Here is a 17,299-nt window from a genome sequence, read left to right on the forward strand (position 1 = left end):
GAAAATCAACATCATTAAAACCTTCGGGTAGCTGTGGTCGACGAGACATCTGTTCTAGATAATGCATGGTAATGATGCCTAAGCATAGTTGGCGGCAGCTTAAGGATTTAGAAAATGCGATTGGTATTAAGACCTTTACAGCTGGCAGGAACTGCCCTGGCTGCCACAGGCGTCGCTCATGAAATCTATCAGTTTGGGAGTCTTTCATGGGTTCCTGTTGCTATTGCTGCAGGTTATCCTCTTTACTTTCTCATACGAAGAAAAGTAAAAGTAAACTCTCTGGCCTGCTTTATGTTTGAGAACCTCTTATTACTACCCTTTGCAATCTTTGCAATCGCAACCGATGAAAACTTCTTTCAGGCGCTTTCTGCCAATAATGATCTCTACTATCTATTACCGGGGCTGGGTGTTCTCTGCACACTGGCCATGCTGATCTATGTTGCTGCGTCCAAAGCATTACCTGTCAGTCTATTTGGTCTGCTGAGCTACCTGGAACCTGCCATTATCTTTATGGTAGCCATCTTCATTCTGAAGGAACCGTTACCATCATCACAGTGGGTTACCTACGGCTTCATTTGGCTGGCAACAGCCATTATCTGCATTGATTCCATTAGAATCGTCCGCAAACCAGCTGTTGCCTGAGAAGCCCTTAGATCATACTTCGTAACGCCTGTCTGATGAGTTCTTCACTGGACAGGCCTTCGACTTTAATCCGACCAATCACCTTACTGGCTTCCTGAGGCTTATAGCCCAGTGCAACCAGAGCACTGACTGCTTCCTGCTCAGTATCAGCTGCCTGCTTTTCGATAGCTTGGCCCAATAAAGTTCCCGTTAATCCATCAAGTTGTGCACCTGAACAATCCCATTTTGACAGCTTATCTTTTAACTCCACGATCAGGCGTTCTGCTGTTTTCTTTCCAACCCCGGGTAACTTCACCAGAGTGGAACTGTCACCGTCATGAACACATCGAACAAAATCAGACGCTTCTATGCCGGAAAGCAATGTTAAGCCCAGCTTTGGACCAACCCCATTCACTTTGATCAGGGTACGAAAAAGCTCTCTCTCACGAGAGTCACTGAAACCATAAAGTAGCTGGGCATCTTCTCTAACAACAAAATGCGTATAAAGCGTCGCTTCAACACCAATCTCTGGCAGGCGGTAAAACACCGACATTGGCGCTTCAACTTCATAGCCCACTCCTCCCGCTTCAATGAGCAGGTATGGCGCTTTTTTTTCCAGCAAAATACCACGAAGTCTGCCTATCATATCCAGTATCCTAACGACTTAATAACCGACGATTTCTTCTACCCGTCGCACCGGCCATACGAACTAGGCTTGCACGCGTGTGGGAGTGGCACAATGCCACCGCCAAAGCATCGGCGGCATCTGCCTGAGGTGTTTTATCCAGTTTCAGGATTGACGTAATCATGTGCTGTACCTGGGACTTTTCTGCAGACCCTTTGCCCACCACAGCCTGCTTCACCTGTCGTGCCGAGTATTCTGAAACTTCAAGACCATGATTGACAGCAGCAACAATCGCAGCTCCACGAGCCTGCCCAAGCTTCAGTGCAGAGTCAGCATTACGCGCCATAAACACCTGCTCAATACCGACAGATTGCGGACTGTACATTTCAATAACGGTATTGATCCCCTGGAAGATCTGGGCAAGTCGTTCTGGCAGCGGCCCATCCTGAATTCGGATACAGCCAGACGCCACGTATTTACATTGGGAGCCAATTTCCTCAATGATTCCATACCCGGTAATCCTGGACCCAGGGTCAATCCCCAACAATATGGCCATTCCATTTCTGTTCCAAACGTATCGCTAAAAAGAATACTGTATATACATACACGTTTCCAGCATTACAATTTTGAAACACGGCATTACCAAAATACGCTACGAAAGAACACTGTTGAGGCTTACTCTTGAACGTGAGTTTTGGGTTCTGTTGACATAAGGCTCCAAACTCAGTGGTACTTAAAGCTGTGCTTCAGCGTTACGAACCACCCGAAGGCTCTGGCCTAATGGCTTTTGCCGTCGTTGCAAGAACTTGAAAGACGTGAGCATTCCTGCGTCCTTGCGCCCGGTCAGAAGCCATCTGGCTTAAGCTGAGAAAGGAACCTTATGTCAACAGAACCCGGGGAGTCAGCTTGCCAGATGAATAATCAAGTGAAAACATTACTGACCATTGCCAGTGTCACCGTGGTGCTTTTTCTAATCACACTGGCCTTCAATCTGTGAGCTGACACCTGAACACCGATCAATATCTGAGAATTACTACCCGATAACAACTCCCGATTTTCACATACCTACCTATAAAAAAACCCGGAATAATCCGGGTTTCAGTTAAAACAACATGGACCTACGCTCAGGCCAGTTGCTCCATGATTTCTGCAGAAATATCCGCATTAGTGTAGACATTCTGGACATCATCCAGATCTTCCAGACGATCAATCAATTTCATGATTTTCTCAGCACCACCCAGATCAAGCTCTGTCTGCGTAGAAGCGATCATGGCAACCTCACCACCCGCTGGAGTGAGCCCTGCAGCTTCCAGAGCATCCTTAACGGACATGAATTCAGTCCACTCTGTCAGTACTTCTGCGGAACCATCATCATTCGTGACAACATCTTCAGCACCGGCTTCCAGGGCGGCATCCATAAGCTGCTCTTCATCAACACCTTCTTCAAAGAAGATCTGACCTTTGCGCTCAAACAGATAAGCTACGGAACCATCAGTTCCCAGGTTACCGCCATGCTTGGAAAATGCATGACGAACTTCCGCCACCGTACGGTTGCGGTTATCCGTCAGACACTCAACCAGAACCGCAATACCACCAGCACCGTAACCTTCATAGGTGACTTCTTCCATATTGGAATCGTCTTCACCACCGGCACCACGGGCAATAGCGCGGTTAATGGTATCCCGGGTCATATTGGCAGCCAGAGCTTTATCAACGATTGCTCTCAGCTTCGGGTTATCCTCAACATTACCGCCGCCCTGCTTTGCGGCAACAGTAAGCTCACGGATGATTTTGGTAAAAATCTTGCCCCGCTTGGCGTCCTGCGCGGCCTTACGGTGTTTAATGTTGGCCCATTTACTATGACCTGCCATAGAAACCTCTATTAAAAACACTTGGCTGGCAATCACTTTTTTGAGTGATTGCCATGATTAATCAGTGACTGGTTGCAGATGCCGGATCGCGACGAATGCGCAGATTCAGATCACGGAGCTGCTGACTTTCCACTTCACCAGGAGCCTGAGTCAGCAAACAGGAAGCTGACTGGGTTTTCGGGAAAGCAATCACTTCACGAATGTTCGTAGTACCACACAGCAGCATTACCAGACGGTCCAGTCCGAATGCCAGACCACCGTGAGGAGGCGCACCGTACTTCAGGGCGTCCAGCAGGAAGCCAAACTTCTCACGCTGCTCTTCTTCCTGAATATCCAGTACACGGAATACCGCCTGCTGCATTTCCTGGCGGTGAATACGAACAGAACCACCACCCACTTCATAGCCATTCAAGACCATATCATAAGCGCGGGACAATGCCTGAGATGGATTCGCTTCCAGCTCTTCCCAAGAGCAGGTTGGCGCCGTGAATGGGTGATGCAGGGCAGTCAGGCCACCATTATCCGTCTCTTCAAACATTGGGAAATCAACGACCCACAGTGGTGCCCAATCGCAGGTGTAAAGATTCAGATCTTCACCTACCTTGCAACGCAGTGCGCCCAGCGCTTCGTTAACAATCGTTTCTTTATCAGCACCGAAGAAGACGATATCGCCATTAGCCGCACCGATACGGGACATAATGTTCATGGTGACATCATCTCCCAGGAACTTGATGATTGGAGACTGAAGACCTTCAACGCCTTTCTCCAGTTCATTCACCTTGATCCAGGCCAGGCCTTTCGCACCATAAATGCTGACAAATTTGGTGTAGTCGTCAATCTGCTTACGGCTCAGCTCCGCACCACCGGTCACCTTCAGGGCTGCAACACGGCCTTTAGGATCTTCTGCCGGCCCTTTGAACACCTTGAAGTCAACGCCAGCCATCAGATCCGCTACATCCACCAACTCCAGAGGGATACGCAGATCAGGCTTGTCTGAACCGAAACGGCTCATGGCTTCAGCGTAGGTCATGCGTGGAAATTCAGCCCCAAGATCCACACCCTTCACTTCATTGAACAGTTTTTTGACCAGGGACTCAGTAATTCCCATGATTTGAGCTTCATCCAGGAAGGATGTCTCAATATCGATCTGGGTAAATTCAGGCTGACGATCCGCACGCAGATCTTCATCACGGAAACATTTAACGATCTGGTAGTAACGGTCAAAACCAGACACCATCAGCATTTGCTTGAACAGCTGCGGAGACTGTGGCAGTGCGTAGAAATGCCCTGGATGTACACGGCTAGGTACCAGGTAGTCACGGGCACCTTCCGGAGTTGCACGGGTCAGCATCGGTGTTTCGATGTCCAGAAAACCATGCTCTTCCATAAAGCGACGCACTACGGCGGTAGCTTTGCTGCGAATAATCAGCTTTTCCTGCATCTCAGGACGACGCAGGTCAATAACCCGGTTACGCAGGCGAACATCTTCACCAACATCGGTGTAACCTTCGATCTGAAATGGCGGAGTCTGAGCCTGGTTAAGGATTTCCACCTGCTTACCCAGAACCTCAATCTCACCGGTAGCCATGTTGCTATTCACAGTACCTTCTGGACGAGGGCGAACGATACCGGTGATTTTCAGGACATATTCGCTACGCACCTTATCAGCGAGTGCAAATGCTTCTTCAGTATCAGGGTCTACCACTACCTGAGCCAGGCCTTCGCGATCACGCAGGTCCAGAAAAATCACGCCACCGTGATCACGACGGCGATGTACCCAACCGCAGAGGGTGACTTCCTGCCCATCATGGGAAAGATTCAGTTCGCCGCAATAATGGCTGCGCATAATATACCTCAAATCAGGAATTCAACTAGATTTCATCCATACAGCCGCTGGGCTGACAGGAAGTTGATCAATCACTGGTTGCCGGGCAACCACCACAACTGCTCTTGCTATCTTTGGCTGGGCAGTGGTTATCACTGGAAGACAGGTTTTTCTTACTGCCTCCCTTAAAGTCGGTTTCATACCAACCACCACCTTTCAGCCTGAAGGCCGGCGCACTTAACAGCTTTTTCAGTGCTGCCTGACCACAGGCAGGGCAATCACTCAATGGTTCATCACTGAATTTTTGAATCGCTTCAGTCACTTCGAAGCATTGCTCACACTGATACTCATAGATCGGCATTTAAGCTGGCCTACCCTTTTACTCACAACAGCAAGCACCATCAACATCACATTGAATTAGGTACTTACGTTTACTGATTCGCAGAAAAACGGCCATTATACCCCAAAGACAGGCAGAGTCAGCCGTTGTCAAACAAAAAAAGCCGCACTGGCAATCAGTACGGCTTTATCAAAATGAAATTGATAGAAATCAGGCTTTGCTGGCTCTGCGAATGGCTGCTTCAGACTGCTCACTATCCTTTAAGGCGTTAACAACCATTTCATCAACCACACTTTCGACATCAAAAAGCCTGGCCAAATAGTGGTTTCGGTCAGCATCACCTTCAAATAGCGGATTCAACTCAGTCTTTTCCCCCATTCTTTCCTTAAGGAGCAGGAGGGCAAACGCCGTCGGATTATCCGCACCTTCGAGAGCCAGACTATCCCCCAAATAGGGCTGATTCCCTGGCTCACTGTCTTCCACCGCAGGCGGTTCAGCCAGCAGTATTACAGACAAAGCTTGAGTTGTATCAATAACACCCCGGTCAATTGATATTGAATCTGATTCAGAAGAAGGGACTCCAGAAGAAATCAGGCTGTAGATATCTTTTATTAAAGATGGCGCCAATATACCTTCCAGCGTTAAGGCCAGCTCATCCGGCTGAACGTCCTTACGAGACACTCTGTCCAGCTCCTTCTCCCGCTCCTGACGCAGTGATTCCATAATTGCCTGAAGAGCTGCCTCACTTTCAAAAATTTTTTCAAGGCGCTGAAACTCAAATACGAATTCATCAAGCGTCTTATCACCAGAATTAATTGATACGCCACCATCCTGATCCAAAGACTCAAACAGCAATTTTCCAATTTCGAAAGAACCCAGCTGCAAAGAAGCGAAAAACTGAATATACGCTTCCAGAAATTGTATTCGGAGGTAGTCAATGTGATTCAAGCTTTTGAGTTCCAAAAGCTCAGCATTCAAATTCGAAATATCATTCTGCAACCCAATGATATCCTGCTGAAGCTGAGAAACCTCCTGCAACAACCGATTCACCAGCCCCTGATCAAGAGGTGATGCACGCTGGGCTGAAGCAAGCTCCGAAGATGTTGCTGCCAATTCTCCATTTTTCTTCAGAATATCGGCTTTTTTTAAACTCAGTGTTTTCTCAAGAGTATCAATTTCCTTCTCTCGCTCACGAATCTTCAGCTTTAGCTTGGCTATTTCAAGCCGCTTCGCCTGCAAATCTTTCCGCTGTGTTGAGGCAATATCAATAGCCTGCGCAGTATTCAGTACCTTAATATCCTTCAGCATCCCTCTGAAAACCATTAACAAGGTTTGAGTATCAGATAGATCAACAGTCCCCGCGCCATAATGTGCATTAAAGTCCGCAAAGATTGATCTAAACCCTTCGATTCGTGCCCTGAATGCCTTTTCCAAATAGTCTGTACTGGATAATTGACCACTGCCTTGACCTGGAGAGTCCAGAGTAACGGCATTCTCATTACTTATAGAGTCAGGCTCACTGGAAAATGAAACAGAGTTGCTACCGTCATACCCACTACTCAATGGCTTGGTTGACTCAGTGTGCACCAAGCCATGTCCTTCCTGACTAACAACTACCCCCTCATTTTGACCGGACTCCACACCATTCAATGATCCTGCCATAACTACCTTCCCCTGTAATAAGTCACTTGCCTATTTACCCACTACGGATCGTGCTGTTCTGTCCTAAGGTTCTACCTTCGGTTTTACCGCTCAAACTGGATGAGATTTAGGAATAGCGGCTTCATACAGTTCGCGATCCCTGTCAGCTTCCATAACCATGGCATCAACCTCACGTTCTGCATCCAGCAGTTGAGCCAGTTGGTTGGCTCCAATGGAATCAACAATATTTCCCTCTGCGTTCTTGCCCAGAGCCTCTTGCATATCAGACATCCGCTCTTTTAAAAGAAGCAGTGCAAAAGCCTGAGGATTATTGGCCCCCTCAAGACTGAGACTGTCACCAAGATATGGCTGATCGACGGGATTCTCCTCGCTGGCGGTTACCGCTGGCTCTGCAAGAAGTATCAGAGCCAGGCCTTCAGCAGCATCCGTCAGCTCAGATGGTGCAGCCTGGTTACTTATTGTGGAGGGTGCAGGTTTAGCCTGAACAGAAAGCAGACTGAACAGATTATTGAGCGCCGCCGGACTTAACAGCGCCTTAAGCTCGGCAGCCAACCCCTTAGGTTGAAGGCTCTCAGAATACCGATCTGACTCCCGAACCACTTCCCGATTGAAGCCAGCAAGGATTTGCTTTTCAAGCTTTACCTGCATCTCTTCTCGAGAAAACAGACCATCAAGTTCCTTTAACTCTCGCTTCAGGGCATCCAACTTTTCTTCACCGGTCTCAAGCTCTTCTTCTTCATCCGATTTTACAGTAGAAACAGCAAACGCCCTGGCAACAGACTCTGAGTTTTCTATTAGTACAAGCAATGCCTCCAATATAGCCACACGCAGTCGGAGAGCCTGATTCTGTGACGATAAATTAGCAATCTCACCATTCAGTGTTGAGATTTTACCCTCCAAGTCATTTATTTCAGACTGGAGCTCTGCCACTTCTGTTGAGAGACTATTGACTAAATTCACATCCACCGGATCAGCCGACTGAGCATCTGACAGCTCAGCTAACTTAGTTGATAACAGTGTCTGGCTTTCTTGCAGCTTGTTTTGATGGCCCGTAACCTTGAGGTTTTTGTCTCCTATCTCAGCCTCATTACCACTGATTTTTAGTCGAGCCTCAGCAAGTTCCTGTCGTATACTCTGTATCTGTTGACGCTGTGAAGCTACACTGTCAATGGTTTCTGCATTGTTAAGCGCCTTGATATCACTGATCATTCCTCTGAATACCAGCAACAGAGTCTGTGTATCCGATAAGTCAATCTGGCCCGATGAATACTGAGCCTTAAAGTTCGAAAACACAGACCTGAACCCCTCAAGCCTGGCCTTAAAAGACTGCTGCAAGAGATCCGGAGCTTCTTCCGGCGAGTCCAGTGAGACGCTGGTTTGACTACCATCCGAACTGGAACCATCAGTTTGTGAGACCGAGTTTTCTGTACTGTAGCCACTACTAACGGTAGCGTCAGAATCAGTCGTTTCAGTCCCTGTTGTGGTAGTCGTACTTGTTGTTGTCACACTACCCGTTTCACCAATTGTGCCCGACATAATAACTCCCTCCATGAGCCCCGCTATGTCTGAGAATCACCCGGGAACCAAAATTACTTCCAGGGCAACAAACATTCCTTAAAACCCCTTCACTTCAACTTGCCACGAACAAAACTGATCATTTTTTTTGCCTGCTGAAGCTCATCTTTCCATCGAGCAGACTGGCTAGCTCTCATAACGGCCTCTGATAAGGCTTTCTGGGCCAGTGACCAGCGTTTAATCTCAATAAAGCATTTCGCCATCATCAGTGAAGCCCTTGGATCCTTCTGATCAAGCTTTTCTGCATGAGCCAGCGTTGCCGCAGCCTGGGCAAACAGAGAAAGCTCATACTGAGATAAACCCAGACCAAGAAAATAGGAATAACGAGTATGATCAAGAAGACAAAGGTGCCGGAAAACCTTTAGAGCTTCCATAAAATGTCCGGAATTGAACTGAGCAAAAGCCACCTTGTACATAGCATCAAGCTGACTCTGATCCATATTACGAAGTTCTTTCATAGTGCCACCTTTGGCTAGATAAGCGAGCCAAAGTGGCGCCGGGGACGGCTGATCAGCCTTATTATCCATAACCCTCGAAAGCCTCATCCCTGATAAAATTATTTAAGGTATTACTCAATTATAACCAGTTTATATTTACACCTATTCCTCATTAGTAGTAAAAAGATAGAGTTCCAACAAACCGATTTTAAAAATCAAACAGTTATATAAATTACTACTCTATCTGTTTTTTCGACCAGCACCCATGATTTAGATTGAAAAATCAGTAATCAACGCTTAATTTCTATCAATGAGGAAAGACATTCAAATATCGCTTTTGATTATATAAACTTCTTATTTATTTCATTTTTTAATATCTCATCACTAATTACCTTTCCTTTCGCACAGCGATAAACAGCATCACATTCGGGAGTTTTATTTTGACAGATAACTGTGATGTAAGGACACTGTTCGATAAAACAGCCCGGTATTTCGTTATTGCCGTTTCAACACTGGCAGCAATCATTTCCTCCTTTGAAAAGCTAAGAGCCGCTGATGGCACCCATCTAAACACCAACGAGATTCAAACTCAGCAAATATGCACGGGATGCCTGTCTGGGGGTCTGACTTCTTCAGCCATTTATCATCATCCCCTTGCACTCTCTCCTTTTACCAGGCGTCAAAATGACTTCTCCATCACCCCCATCAGCTTGAACACCAATCAGAAAACGGAAAGAGAAACGCTGACAGGAGCACAGTTCAATTTTCAGCACAATGAACTGGGCACCAGACTGGCCTACGCAGAAAGTAATTCTGACACACGGTTCTTTTTTGCCAACCTTAACTACTCTTTCAACTTAAATGACAGTACAGCCCTGTTACTCGATGGGCAACTGCACCGGGGAGAGGACAGTGGTTATCCCAAAAGCAGTTCACAGAGCAAGGTAAGCTCCGATACGGATGCCAATCTTGTTAACCTCAATGCCCAACTGACCATCAGCCAACTTTCTCTAAGCGCTTCTTTCAGCCAGGTGGATGCACCAGGGAAAAGTTCGCTCGGTGCGTTTGACTACTTTGCCATCAATCCAAATATAGGAAGTAGCTACTGGACCCGGCGGCAGATTTCAGATTTCAACTATCATGGCGAAAAGATCTGGCAGGCCAGCATTGCCTATAACTTTCATCATATAGGAGCGCCAGGTTTAACCCTGGGTTATACCTATACTTACGGCAATGATATAAAAATCAATCATCCGGAATTTACTGAAAAGTACCGAGAGAGTGAGCACAATCTGGAAATTGGTTATCTGTTTCAAAAACCCCAGTTAAAAGGACTTGGCCTGAAACTTCAGTACGCCCAGTACCTTGCTGATAAAGCCATTACCGAGATAAGCAGCTCAGATAATGAAATACCGGCAAGCAGTGGCAACTCTGATTTAAAGGTTTATCTGGATTATTCAGTCACTTTCTTTTAAGCAAAAAAAGAGGGCATAAGCCCTCTTTTTTTCAACTTAAGCTCTTACTGTTTAGAATGCAGCAACAGAGTAAGTCAGGTACAGACGGTTAACGTCTTCGTCGTACAGAGTATCCAATGTCTCACCGTCAGTTACTGTACCTTCAGCACGATAGTTAGTGTACAGCCATGCTACAGAAAGCCCCTCAAGAGAACCATCGAATGCGTAAGAAACATAGCTGCCATACTCACGACGCTTGAAGCCATCAATGTTATCCGCATCATCGCCCTTGGCATACCATACATCCCAGCTCAAGCCTTCCAGCCCCTGGTCTGCAAAGTTGTAACCAGCATTAACCAGATACGCTTTTTCACCCTCTTCTGTGTAGTTTTCCCACTGAGAGAGACTAGAGTTCAAGCTATCGTTATTACCATCAACATAATTTGGATCGTAATCACCGTCTTTAGTCTTGTTATAACCCAGACCTACATAGGCGTTGCCATAGTTATAGGTTGCGTTCAGATTATAGTACTTGGCCTTGTAATCATCACCGGTCTCATCACTTTTCACTTTACCGTAGCGAACATCAAGATCAACGGAGCTCATATCATCAAGCTCAAAGCCGTAGGCAGCTTTAAGGAAGGTTTGCTTGACAGTATCTTTAGAGTTTCCGTACTCAGCAGCCAGATCCAAACCTTCAAAGCTGTAATTACCGCCCAGAATACGAATATTTTCTACAATTTCAGCACCATCATTTTTAGTCAGATCGTTACTCAATGCTGATTCATTACGGTCACTGAAACCAGTAATTTCAGTAAAGTAGAGATTGGCTCCCTCAAAACCAACAGAAAGATCATAACCAGTAGAGCTGGCCCCCAGAACACGCGAACCTGAATCTGAGTAAGTTTCGGTGCTACGCTTCTTGACACCAACAGTACCCGCCAAATCAACACCACTGAATGTGGTTCTGGCTTTCAGATAAGCCTGTTGAAAGCCCGAAATATCATCGCCCTTCCCATCAGGACCAGCAGGAACGTTTGTTTTAAACTCACTGTTTGCTTTTACGCTCAGAGGACCCGCATATCCAGCTGTAACCACTGCACCTACCAGATCATTTACATAACCGGTATCAAAGTCAGCAACCAGACCGTGAACCCACTCTTTACGATCATAACCAGTGTCATCACCGGTCTTGTCCTTCTCATTCCAATAGAAGTTTTTGTAGGTAAAGGTCAGGCTTGGATCCATGGTTACCGCTTCGGAGGCCTGAACAGAAGTAGCTGCAACAGCCGCAGCAACGGCTACACCCAGTGCGCTTTTAGCGAGGGTTTTCATAATCGGAATTGCTCCCTGTGTACTTTGTGTTGTGTTTATTATTGCGACTACCACCAACTGACATAAGCAGTTCCCCTTGGTGATATACGTCCTTTTCGCAATGTGAAATCATTTTTCTACAACCCAGATCAAATTGCAACCATAAAAAAAGGGGCGTTAAGCCCCTTTGGTTTTGCTACTCCTGCGAGCAGCCTACGATGTTGCAAATTCTTTCAGCTTCTTCAACGGCCTTACCTTCACCTGAATAGAGGCGGGCTTGGCTGGCACATCCATTAATTCACCGGGTTTAAATGGGTTCGGTACCCCTTTCTTGGCTTTTTGAGCCGGTTTTTTCTTGGTCACAATTTTTAAAAGCCCAGGCAATGTAAATTCACCACAACCTCGCTTCTTAATATGGCGTTCAACCAGATCACCCAGCTCGTCCATTACAGCCCCGACCTGCTTTCTGCTAAGCCCGGTATTATCTGCTATCTCTGCAAGCATCTGGGTTTTGCTGTATTTTTCCTTGATTGCGGGTGTTTTTTTACCAGCCATAGTCATACTCTCCTGATGAAAATTCCTTTTAAGCCTTCCCTTTAGGCTTTCCCTTTAAAAGAGGGCATTAAGCGCTTGCCAATGTCTTTGCTGCTCTCTGGATTAAAGCGATCTGCTTTTACCAGCTAACTGCAACAATCAGCTACTGCATTACCTGCCACAGCACCAGGCGGATTTCGTACCTCCATTCTCAATAAGACATGACAAAAGATGCCTTACCACTCCATGAGTACAACGCTATCTATTAACAACCAACAACCTCTAAACACTTTCCACAACAACACAAACTGTAATAGAAGGCGGCTGCAGTAGATATTTAAGATACTGAATACCACTATAATATCGGTATTTTTCCACGTCGAGCATTTTTTACCAAAAGATTCACACCCAAATAACAGAGCCAATCAAACCTTTCAACAAACAGTCAGAAAGTTCACAGCGCTATTTATAGATCCTTTCTCGCTTGCCTGGACCAACCATGAAGTGCATCTATTCACGTTAAGTTTCGAGCAAGCTCGCCAAAATTTGAGAAAAAAGCACCATAAAGGTACATTAACGACTGATATGGGAAACCATGTGTTCCATCAGAATAAGTCGCACAAAGTATTAAGTCGGGCTCAAGAAAGCGGTTCAGATAGTCATGATCAAAAATGTACGACAGCTTTTCACAGATTCTGTTTTCGCGGATAACTGTTGTTCTGAAAGCTTACTTGTAGAAGGGCTCGATGTTTTCAACTGATACAGATAACAAATAAAGGGAACATGCCTTGAAACATTTAAAAATCCTTCACCTTTTAACGGGCCTTTTGGCATTTTTTCTCGTCATTGCCATCATGGCCAACCTCTACCTGCCATCACCAGCAGCAGCCAATCCAGCGAACCCGGTAATCGCATTATTGCTGATGGCTGCTTCAGTAAACTTGATGGCAGGAGCCTACCTGAGCAGACGCAACGGCTTCCAAAGGTGGCTTCAGATAGCCGGATCCATCCTGCTGTTTTCAGCGCTCACTGCTGCTGTTGGCTTCGCCTATAACAACACCCTGATGATTTCCGGTGTTACTCTCGACCAGGTTACGCTCTTTTCAATCAGCACGGGTACCTTATTTCATGTCATCGCCAACCTGAACAGTCTTTCCAGCTCACAGCCCGAAACATTTGACCTCTCTGGACGTGAAACCGGCTCTGTCAAATGGTTCAATGTTACTAAAGGATTTGGCTTCATTACCCGTGATATGGGTGAAGATGTATTTGTACATTATCGTGCTATACGCGGTGAAGGACACAGAACCCTCAGTGAGGGACAGCGGGTTGAGTTCATTGTGGTTGAGAAAGACAAAGGTCTTCAGGCAGAAGATGTCATTGCCGCACCAAAAGGAAGATAAGCTTGTCCAGCTTACTGGCTGGAGAAGAACCTCTCCAGCCAAAACACACAAAATCACATCAGCCCTCAATAGTGAGGAGGGGGCAATTCTTCCTGACTTTCCAACTGCTCAGCCGCCATATTCTCAAACTGTTTCTTCAGTTGCGCAAAAGCTTCCGTTAAACGTTCAATATCTTTCTGTTGTCGAGTAACCACTTCATTCAACTGAGCAATCGTGTCTTCCTGGTAACTCAACTGGGTTTGCAGTTCAAGCAGTTCATCTAGCATAATTTTTTACTCCCACAGGCAGCCCGCCATACCATTTCCAACCAGAGAACAGGTGAGGGATAACATTCATCTATGCGCGGTTGGAAATGGATTGTTGTGCGCAGTCTACTCCTTGAACTTCAGCCTTCCAAATTTACCTTACACATCTGTATGAGCCCACTGAAAAGAAGGCATATCTGAAATACTCTTTTTCAACTTTTGCATAACCTCTGAAAGCGCTTCATCTGTATAAGGTCTTGCTGGATGCTTGCCCCAGACCGGCGCTGGCCAGGCAGCATCAGTGCTATATCGCACCACGTGGTGTACATGCAGCTGTCGAACCACGTTACCCAGGGCGGCAACATTCATCTTTTCCGCAGAAAAAAGCACCTGAAGCATCTCCGCCAGATAAGAGGATTCAAAAAGGAGTTGTTGCTGATCAGTTTCATCCAACTGATAAATTTCTTCTACACCCTGAACACGAGGCACCAGGATAAACCATGGATACTGGCTATCGTTCATCAATAAAAGGCGACAAACGGGGAAATCACCAACAACGACACAGTCTCTTGCCAACTGAGGATCCAGTTCAAAACGACTCATGGCACGGCCCATCCAGTGAAAATAAAATAGAGAAGTAATTCTTCATTTAGTTCCACTCCCTCCCTTTTTCCAGCTTGTATTACTTAGAAAAAAGGGACAACTGAGAACTAATGATCAACAACAGGGGATTTTGAAACAGCGGTTGGTATAATAACTGATTGGCCTTAAAATGGCGCATTAATTGACGTCAAATTTTGACACGCTTTTTTTGAATAGCCTGGTAAATGAGCACATGAGAACCAGTCAGTATCTGATTCCAACCCTCAAGGAGACTCCTGCCGATGCCGTGGTAATCAGCCACCAGCTGATGTTGCGCGCAGGTATGATCCGTAAATTGGCATCCGGCCTCTATACCTGGCTGCCGCTGGGTCTGAAAGTCCTGCAGAAAGTTGAAAATGTTGTCCGGGAAGAGATGAACCGCTCCGGTGCACTGGAAACCCTGATGCCAGCTGTTCAGCCTGCAGAATTATGGCAGGAGTCAGGCCGCTGGGAACAGTTCGGTGCAGAGCTGCTCCGAATTAATGACCGCCATGGTCGTGACTTCGTTATCGGTCCAACCCATGAAGAAGTCATCACAGACATCGCCCGTAATGACCTGAACAGTTACAAGCAGCTGCCAATCAATCTGTACCAGATCCAGACCAAATTCCGTGACGAACGTCGCCCGCGTTTTGGTCTGATGCGTTGCCGTGAGTTCCTGATGAAGGACGCCTATTCATTCCATGCCACCGAAGAATGCCTGAAATCAGAGTATCAGAATATGCATGATACCTACTGCCGCATCTTTGACCGCCTGGGTTTAGAGTACCGCGCCGTTCAGGCCGACAGTGGTGCTATTGGTGGCAGCGGCTCCCAGGAGTTCCATGTTCTGGCGGAATCCGGTGAAGACGCCATCGTGTTCAGTGACCAGGGCGATTACGCTGCTAATATTGAAAAAGCAGAGGCTCTGTCTCCTGAAGGTGACCGAGCTGCTCCTTCTGAAGAGATGACGCTGGTTGATACCCCGGATGCCAAAACCATCGATCAGTTGGTAGAGCAGTTCAACCTGCCTGTTGAAAAAACCATCAAAACCCTGATTGTCGCCGCAGCAGATGGTGCGGACAGCGACTTCGTTGCCCTGCTGATCCGTGGTGATCATGAGCTGAACGAGATCAAGGCTGAAAACCTCGCTGATGTGGCCAGCCCTCTGCGATTTGCCACTGAAGAAGAAGTTAAAGGCATCATGGGCGCAGGCCCTGGTTCTCTGGGCCCGGTTAACTGCACAATTCCTGTGATTGTTGACCGAACCGTAGAGAAAATGGCGGACTTTGGTGCTGGAGCTAACATCGAAGGCAAGCACTACTTCGGGATCAACTGGGAACGTGACTGCAACTTCAGCCGCGTAGAAGACCTGCGCAATATTCAGGAAGGTGACCCAAGCCCATGTGGTAACGGTCAGCTGTTTATCAAGCGCGGTATTGAAGTCGGCCATATTTTCCAGCTTGGCACTAAATACAGTGAAGCGATGAATGCCACTGTACTGAGTGAAAATGGCAAGAGCATTCCCCTGGCCATGGGGTGCTACGGCATCGGAGTATCCAGAACCGTCGCGGCTGCCATTGAGCAGAACTACGATGACCGCGGTATTATCTGGCCGGAAGCCATTGCACCATTCCAGATTGCCCTGGTACCCCTGAAGATCGAGAAATCCGAAGTAGTTCGTGAGGCTGCCGAAAAACTCTATCAGGAGTTGACTGCAGCAGGCTTTGAAGTTCTGATGGACGACAGAAAAGCTAGCCCTGGTGTTAAGTTTGCCGATATGGAACTTATTGGTATTCCACACCGTGTGGTACTTAGTGACCGTGGCCTGGCCGATGGCATGGTAGAATACAAGCACCGGACTGCAAACGATAAAGAAGATATTCAGCTCAGTGAAATCATCGAATTACTTAAGAAGCGTACAAATCGCTAACGGCATTTTATTTGCCAACAGCCGTTTACTCACTATAAGTAGCTTGTTGAAAACCGTCACCCCCAAAGCCCTGTTACGGGCTTTGGGGCTTGTGGCTGTTCTTGTCATGCCGCTGTCCAGCCACGCGGAATGGCACGACCCGATTTTAAAGGAAGTGCTGTCACGTTCGCTGGATCAACCCAGCAGTTTCGATGATCAGTTTGAAGCCGAGGTTTGGCTGGTTGATATGTCCGCCCGTTTAGCCCGGTTTATTAAAGACCCGACACTTCGGCTTGAAGTACTCAAGATGATTCACTTCGAAGCTTCAAAAGTCGACTTGCAACCGGAGCTTGTGCTGGCACTGATTCAGACAGAATCTGCCTTTGACCAATATGCTGTTTCTTCTGCTGGAGCCCAGGGTTTGATGCAGATTATGCCGTTCTGGAAAGATGTGATTGGCCGGGATAAAGATAACCTCATCACCATCCAAACCAATTTACGCTATGGCTGCACCATTCTCAGTTACTACCTTGAGAAAGAGAAAGGTAATCTGACCAGGGCACTGGCCAGGTATAATGGAAGTTTGGGCAAAACCTGGTATCCGGAGCGCGTATTAACCAACTGGGAACGTCACTGGGTAGTGAATTAAGTAAAATAACTTTCTTGTGAACCACAAAGACACCGAGACACAAAGGGTTTAGAAAAGGTTTACTTAAGACTTCAAAACCCTTGAGGGAATGTAATTTAAATTGTGTAAACGCTTGTCGTTAATACTCCAAAATGGAGAATAACAATGAGCGTTGAAATCAACGAAAAACTGGTAGATCAAATAGCCAGTCAGATTAAAACTCAGGATGATC

At 46.7% G+C, this 17,299-nt stretch carries 18 protein-coding genes; 5 read left to right on the forward strand and 13 right to left on the reverse strand.

Going from position 1 to position 17,299, the window contains the following annotated elements; genetic code table 11:
• Nucleotides 1-208 (reverse strand): hypothetical protein (locus AK963_RS35430; protein ID WP_238593753.1); only part of this gene is annotated, 208 nt, incomplete at its 3' end.
• On the opposite strand from AK963_RS35430, the gene AK963_RS16000 reads away from it, so the two are divergent.
• The gene (locus AK963_RS16000) at nucleotides 115-642 is read left to right on the forward strand and encodes an EamA family transporter (RefSeq protein ID WP_066016448.1); all 528 of its coding nucleotides are present in this window, start codon (nucleotides 115-117) and stop codon (nucleotides 640-642) included. The two genes, AK963_RS35430 and AK963_RS16000, sit on opposite strands and share 94 nt — an antisense overlap.
• 7 nt (nucleotides 643-649) lie before the next feature.
• Here the strand turns inward: AK963_RS16000 and ruvA are convergent, their stop codons facing one another.
• The 8 genes from ruvA to AK963_RS16040 form a co-directional block, all read right to left on the reverse strand.
• Nucleotides 650-1,267: a Holliday junction branch migration protein RuvA gene (gene ruvA, locus AK963_RS16005; RefSeq protein ID WP_066016449.1), complete on the reverse strand. Its 618-nt coding sequence runs from the start codon at nucleotides 1,265-1,267 to the stop codon at nucleotides 650-652.
• 10 nt (nucleotides 1,268-1,277) lie between these two features.
• A complete protein-coding gene (gene ruvC, locus AK963_RS16010) occupies nucleotides 1,278-1,802 on the reverse strand; it encodes a crossover junction endodeoxyribonuclease RuvC (RefSeq protein ID WP_066016450.1) in 525 nt (174 codons plus the stop codon).
• A 568-nt stretch (nucleotides 1,803-2,370) separates the two neighbouring features.
• Nucleotides 2,371-3,117 (reverse strand): YebC/PmpR family DNA-binding transcriptional regulator, encoded by a 747-nt coding sequence (locus AK963_RS16015; protein ID WP_066016451.1) that lies wholly within the window; start codon nucleotides 3,115-3,117, stop codon nucleotides 2,371-2,373.
• Nucleotides 3,118-3,178: 61 nt separating this feature from the next.
• A complete protein-coding gene (gene aspS, locus AK963_RS16020; protein WP_066016452.1) occupies nucleotides 3,179-4,963 on the reverse strand; it encodes an aspartate--tRNA ligase in 1,785 nt (594 codons plus the stop codon).
• A 67-nt stretch (nucleotides 4,964-5,030) separates the two neighbouring features.
• Nucleotides 5,031-5,303, reverse strand: coding sequence for an FmdB family zinc ribbon protein (locus tag AK963_RS16025; RefSeq protein ID WP_066016453.1), 273 nt, complete (start codon nucleotides 5,301-5,303; stop codon nucleotides 5,031-5,033).
• Nucleotides 5,304-5,492: 189 nt separating this feature from the next.
• The gene (locus tag AK963_RS16030; RefSeq protein ID WP_066016454.1) at nucleotides 5,493-6,944 is read right to left on the reverse strand and encodes a hypothetical protein; all 1,452 of its coding nucleotides are present in this window, start codon (nucleotides 6,942-6,944) and stop codon (nucleotides 5,493-5,495) included.
• 90 nt (nucleotides 6,945-7,034) lie between these two features.
• On the reverse strand, nucleotides 7,035-8,480 hold the full coding sequence (locus tag AK963_RS16035; protein WP_066016455.1) for a hypothetical protein: 1,446 nt from the start codon (nucleotides 8,478-8,480) through the stop codon (nucleotides 7,035-7,037).
• A gap of 89 nt (nucleotides 8,481-8,569) precedes the next feature.
• Nucleotides 8,570-9,064: a SycD/LcrH family type III secretion system chaperone gene (locus AK963_RS16040; protein ID WP_139117448.1), complete on the reverse strand. Its 495-nt coding sequence runs from the start codon at nucleotides 9,062-9,064 to the stop codon at nucleotides 8,570-8,572.
• A gap of 332 nt (nucleotides 9,065-9,396) precedes the next feature.
• Here AK963_RS16040 and AK963_RS16045 point away from each other — a divergent pair, with 332 nt between their 5' ends.
• A complete protein-coding gene (locus tag AK963_RS16045; protein ID WP_066016457.1) occupies nucleotides 9,397-10,431 on the forward strand; it encodes an OprD family outer membrane porin in 1,035 nt (344 codons plus the stop codon).
• Nucleotides 10,432-10,482: 51 nt separating this feature from the next.
• Here AK963_RS16045 and AK963_RS16050 read toward each other — a convergent pair whose 3' ends face one another.
• Complete coding sequence (locus AK963_RS16050) at nucleotides 10,483-11,745, reverse strand: OprD family outer membrane porin (RefSeq protein WP_066016458.1); 1,263 nt, start codon at nucleotides 11,743-11,745, stop codon at nucleotides 10,483-10,485.
• 192 nt (nucleotides 11,746-11,937) lie between these two features.
• Entirely contained in the window at nucleotides 11,938-12,279 is a 342-nt protein-coding gene (locus tag AK963_RS16055) for an HU family DNA-binding protein (RefSeq protein ID WP_066016459.1), read from the reverse strand.
• A gap of 767 nt (nucleotides 12,280-13,046) precedes the next feature.
• Here AK963_RS16055 and AK963_RS37045 point away from each other — a divergent pair.
• Nucleotides 13,047-13,661: a cold-shock protein gene (locus tag AK963_RS37045; protein WP_274520528.1), complete on the forward strand. Its 615-nt coding sequence runs from the start codon at nucleotides 13,047-13,049 to the stop codon at nucleotides 13,659-13,661.
• Between the two features lie 65 nt (nucleotides 13,662-13,726).
• Here AK963_RS37045 and AK963_RS16065 read toward each other — a convergent pair whose 3' ends face one another.
• Together AK963_RS16065 and AK963_RS16070 are read right to left on the reverse strand one after the other, a co-directional pair.
• Nucleotides 13,727-13,927 carry a SlyX family protein gene (locus AK963_RS16065; protein ID WP_066016460.1) on the reverse strand — a complete coding sequence of 67 codons (201 nt, stop codon included), beginning with the start codon at nucleotides 13,925-13,927 and terminating at the stop codon, nucleotides 13,727-13,729.
• A gap of 138 nt (nucleotides 13,928-14,065) precedes the next feature.
• Nucleotides 14,066-14,509 carry an HIT domain-containing protein gene (locus AK963_RS16070; protein ID WP_066016463.1) on the reverse strand — a complete coding sequence of 148 codons (444 nt, stop codon included), beginning with the start codon at nucleotides 14,507-14,509 and terminating at the stop codon, nucleotides 14,066-14,068.
• Between the two features lie 232 nt (nucleotides 14,510-14,741).
• Between AK963_RS16070 and AK963_RS16075 the strand changes: the two genes are divergently transcribed.
• Both AK963_RS16075 and AK963_RS16080 read left to right on the forward strand, forming a co-directional pair.
• Entirely contained in the window at nucleotides 14,742-16,460 is a 1,719-nt protein-coding gene (locus AK963_RS16075; protein ID WP_066016461.1) for a proline--tRNA ligase, read from the forward strand.
• A gap of 46 nt (nucleotides 16,461-16,506) precedes the next feature.
• Entirely contained in the window at nucleotides 16,507-17,088 is a 582-nt protein-coding gene (locus tag AK963_RS16080) for a lytic transglycosylase domain-containing protein (protein ID WP_420795615.1), read from the forward strand.
• Nucleotides 17,089-17,299: the final 211 nt, after the last annotated feature.

It is taken from the genome of Endozoicomonas atrinae (assembly GCF_001647025.1).
Taxonomy (GTDB): domain Bacteria; phylum Pseudomonadota; class Gammaproteobacteria; order Pseudomonadales; family Endozoicomonadaceae; genus Endozoicomonas; species Endozoicomonas atrinae.

Excerpts from the sequence above, each read along its gene's own strand:
- AK963_RS16000 (WP_066016448.1), top strand. The coding sequence starts at position 115 with ATGCGATTGGTATTAAGACCTTTACAGCTGGCAGGAACTGCCCTGGCT.
- ruvA (WP_066016449.1), bottom strand. The coding sequence starts at position 1,267 with ATGATAGGCAGACTTCGTGGTATTTTGCTGGAAAAAAAAGCGCCATAC.
- ruvC (WP_066016450.1), bottom strand. The coding sequence starts at position 1,802 with ATGGCCATATTGTTGGGGATTGACCCTGGGTCCAGGATTACCGGGTAT.
- AK963_RS16015 (WP_066016451.1), bottom strand. The coding sequence starts at position 3,117 with ATGGCAGGTCATAGTAAATGGGCCAACATTAAACACCGTAAGGCCGCG.
- aspS (WP_066016452.1), bottom strand. The coding sequence starts at position 4,963 with ATGCGCAGCCATTATTGCGGCGAACTGAATCTTTCCCATGATGGGCAG.
- AK963_RS16025 (WP_066016453.1), bottom strand. The coding sequence starts at position 5,303 with ATGCCGATCTATGAGTATCAGTGTGAGCAATGCTTCGAAGTGACTGAA.
- AK963_RS16030 (WP_066016454.1), bottom strand. The coding sequence starts at position 6,944 with ATGGCAGGATCATTGAATGGTGTGGAGTCCGGTCAAAATGAGGGGGTA.
- AK963_RS16035 (WP_066016455.1), bottom strand. The coding sequence starts at position 8,480 with ATGTCGGGCACAATTGGTGAAACGGGTAGTGTGACAACAACAAGTACG.
- AK963_RS16040 (WP_139117448.1), bottom strand. The coding sequence starts at position 9,064 with ATGAGGCTTTCGAGGGTTATGGATAATAAGGCTGATCAGCCGTCCCCG.
- AK963_RS16050 (WP_066016458.1), bottom strand. The coding sequence starts at position 11,745 with ATGAAAACCCTCGCTAAAAGCGCACTGGGTGTAGCCGTTGCTGCGGCT.
- AK963_RS16055 (WP_066016459.1), bottom strand. The coding sequence starts at position 12,279 with ATGGCTGGTAAAAAAACACCCGCAATCAAGGAAAAATACAGCAAAACC.
- AK963_RS16065 (WP_066016460.1), bottom strand. The coding sequence starts at position 13,927 with ATGCTAGATGAACTGCTTGAACTGCAAACCCAGTTGAGTTACCAGGAA.
- AK963_RS16070 (WP_066016463.1), bottom strand. The coding sequence starts at position 14,509 with ATGAGTCGTTTTGAACTGGATCCTCAGTTGGCAAGAGACTGTGTCGTT.
- AK963_RS16075 (WP_066016461.1), top strand. The coding sequence starts at position 14,742 with ATGAGAACCAGTCAGTATCTGATTCCAACCCTCAAGGAGACTCCTGCC.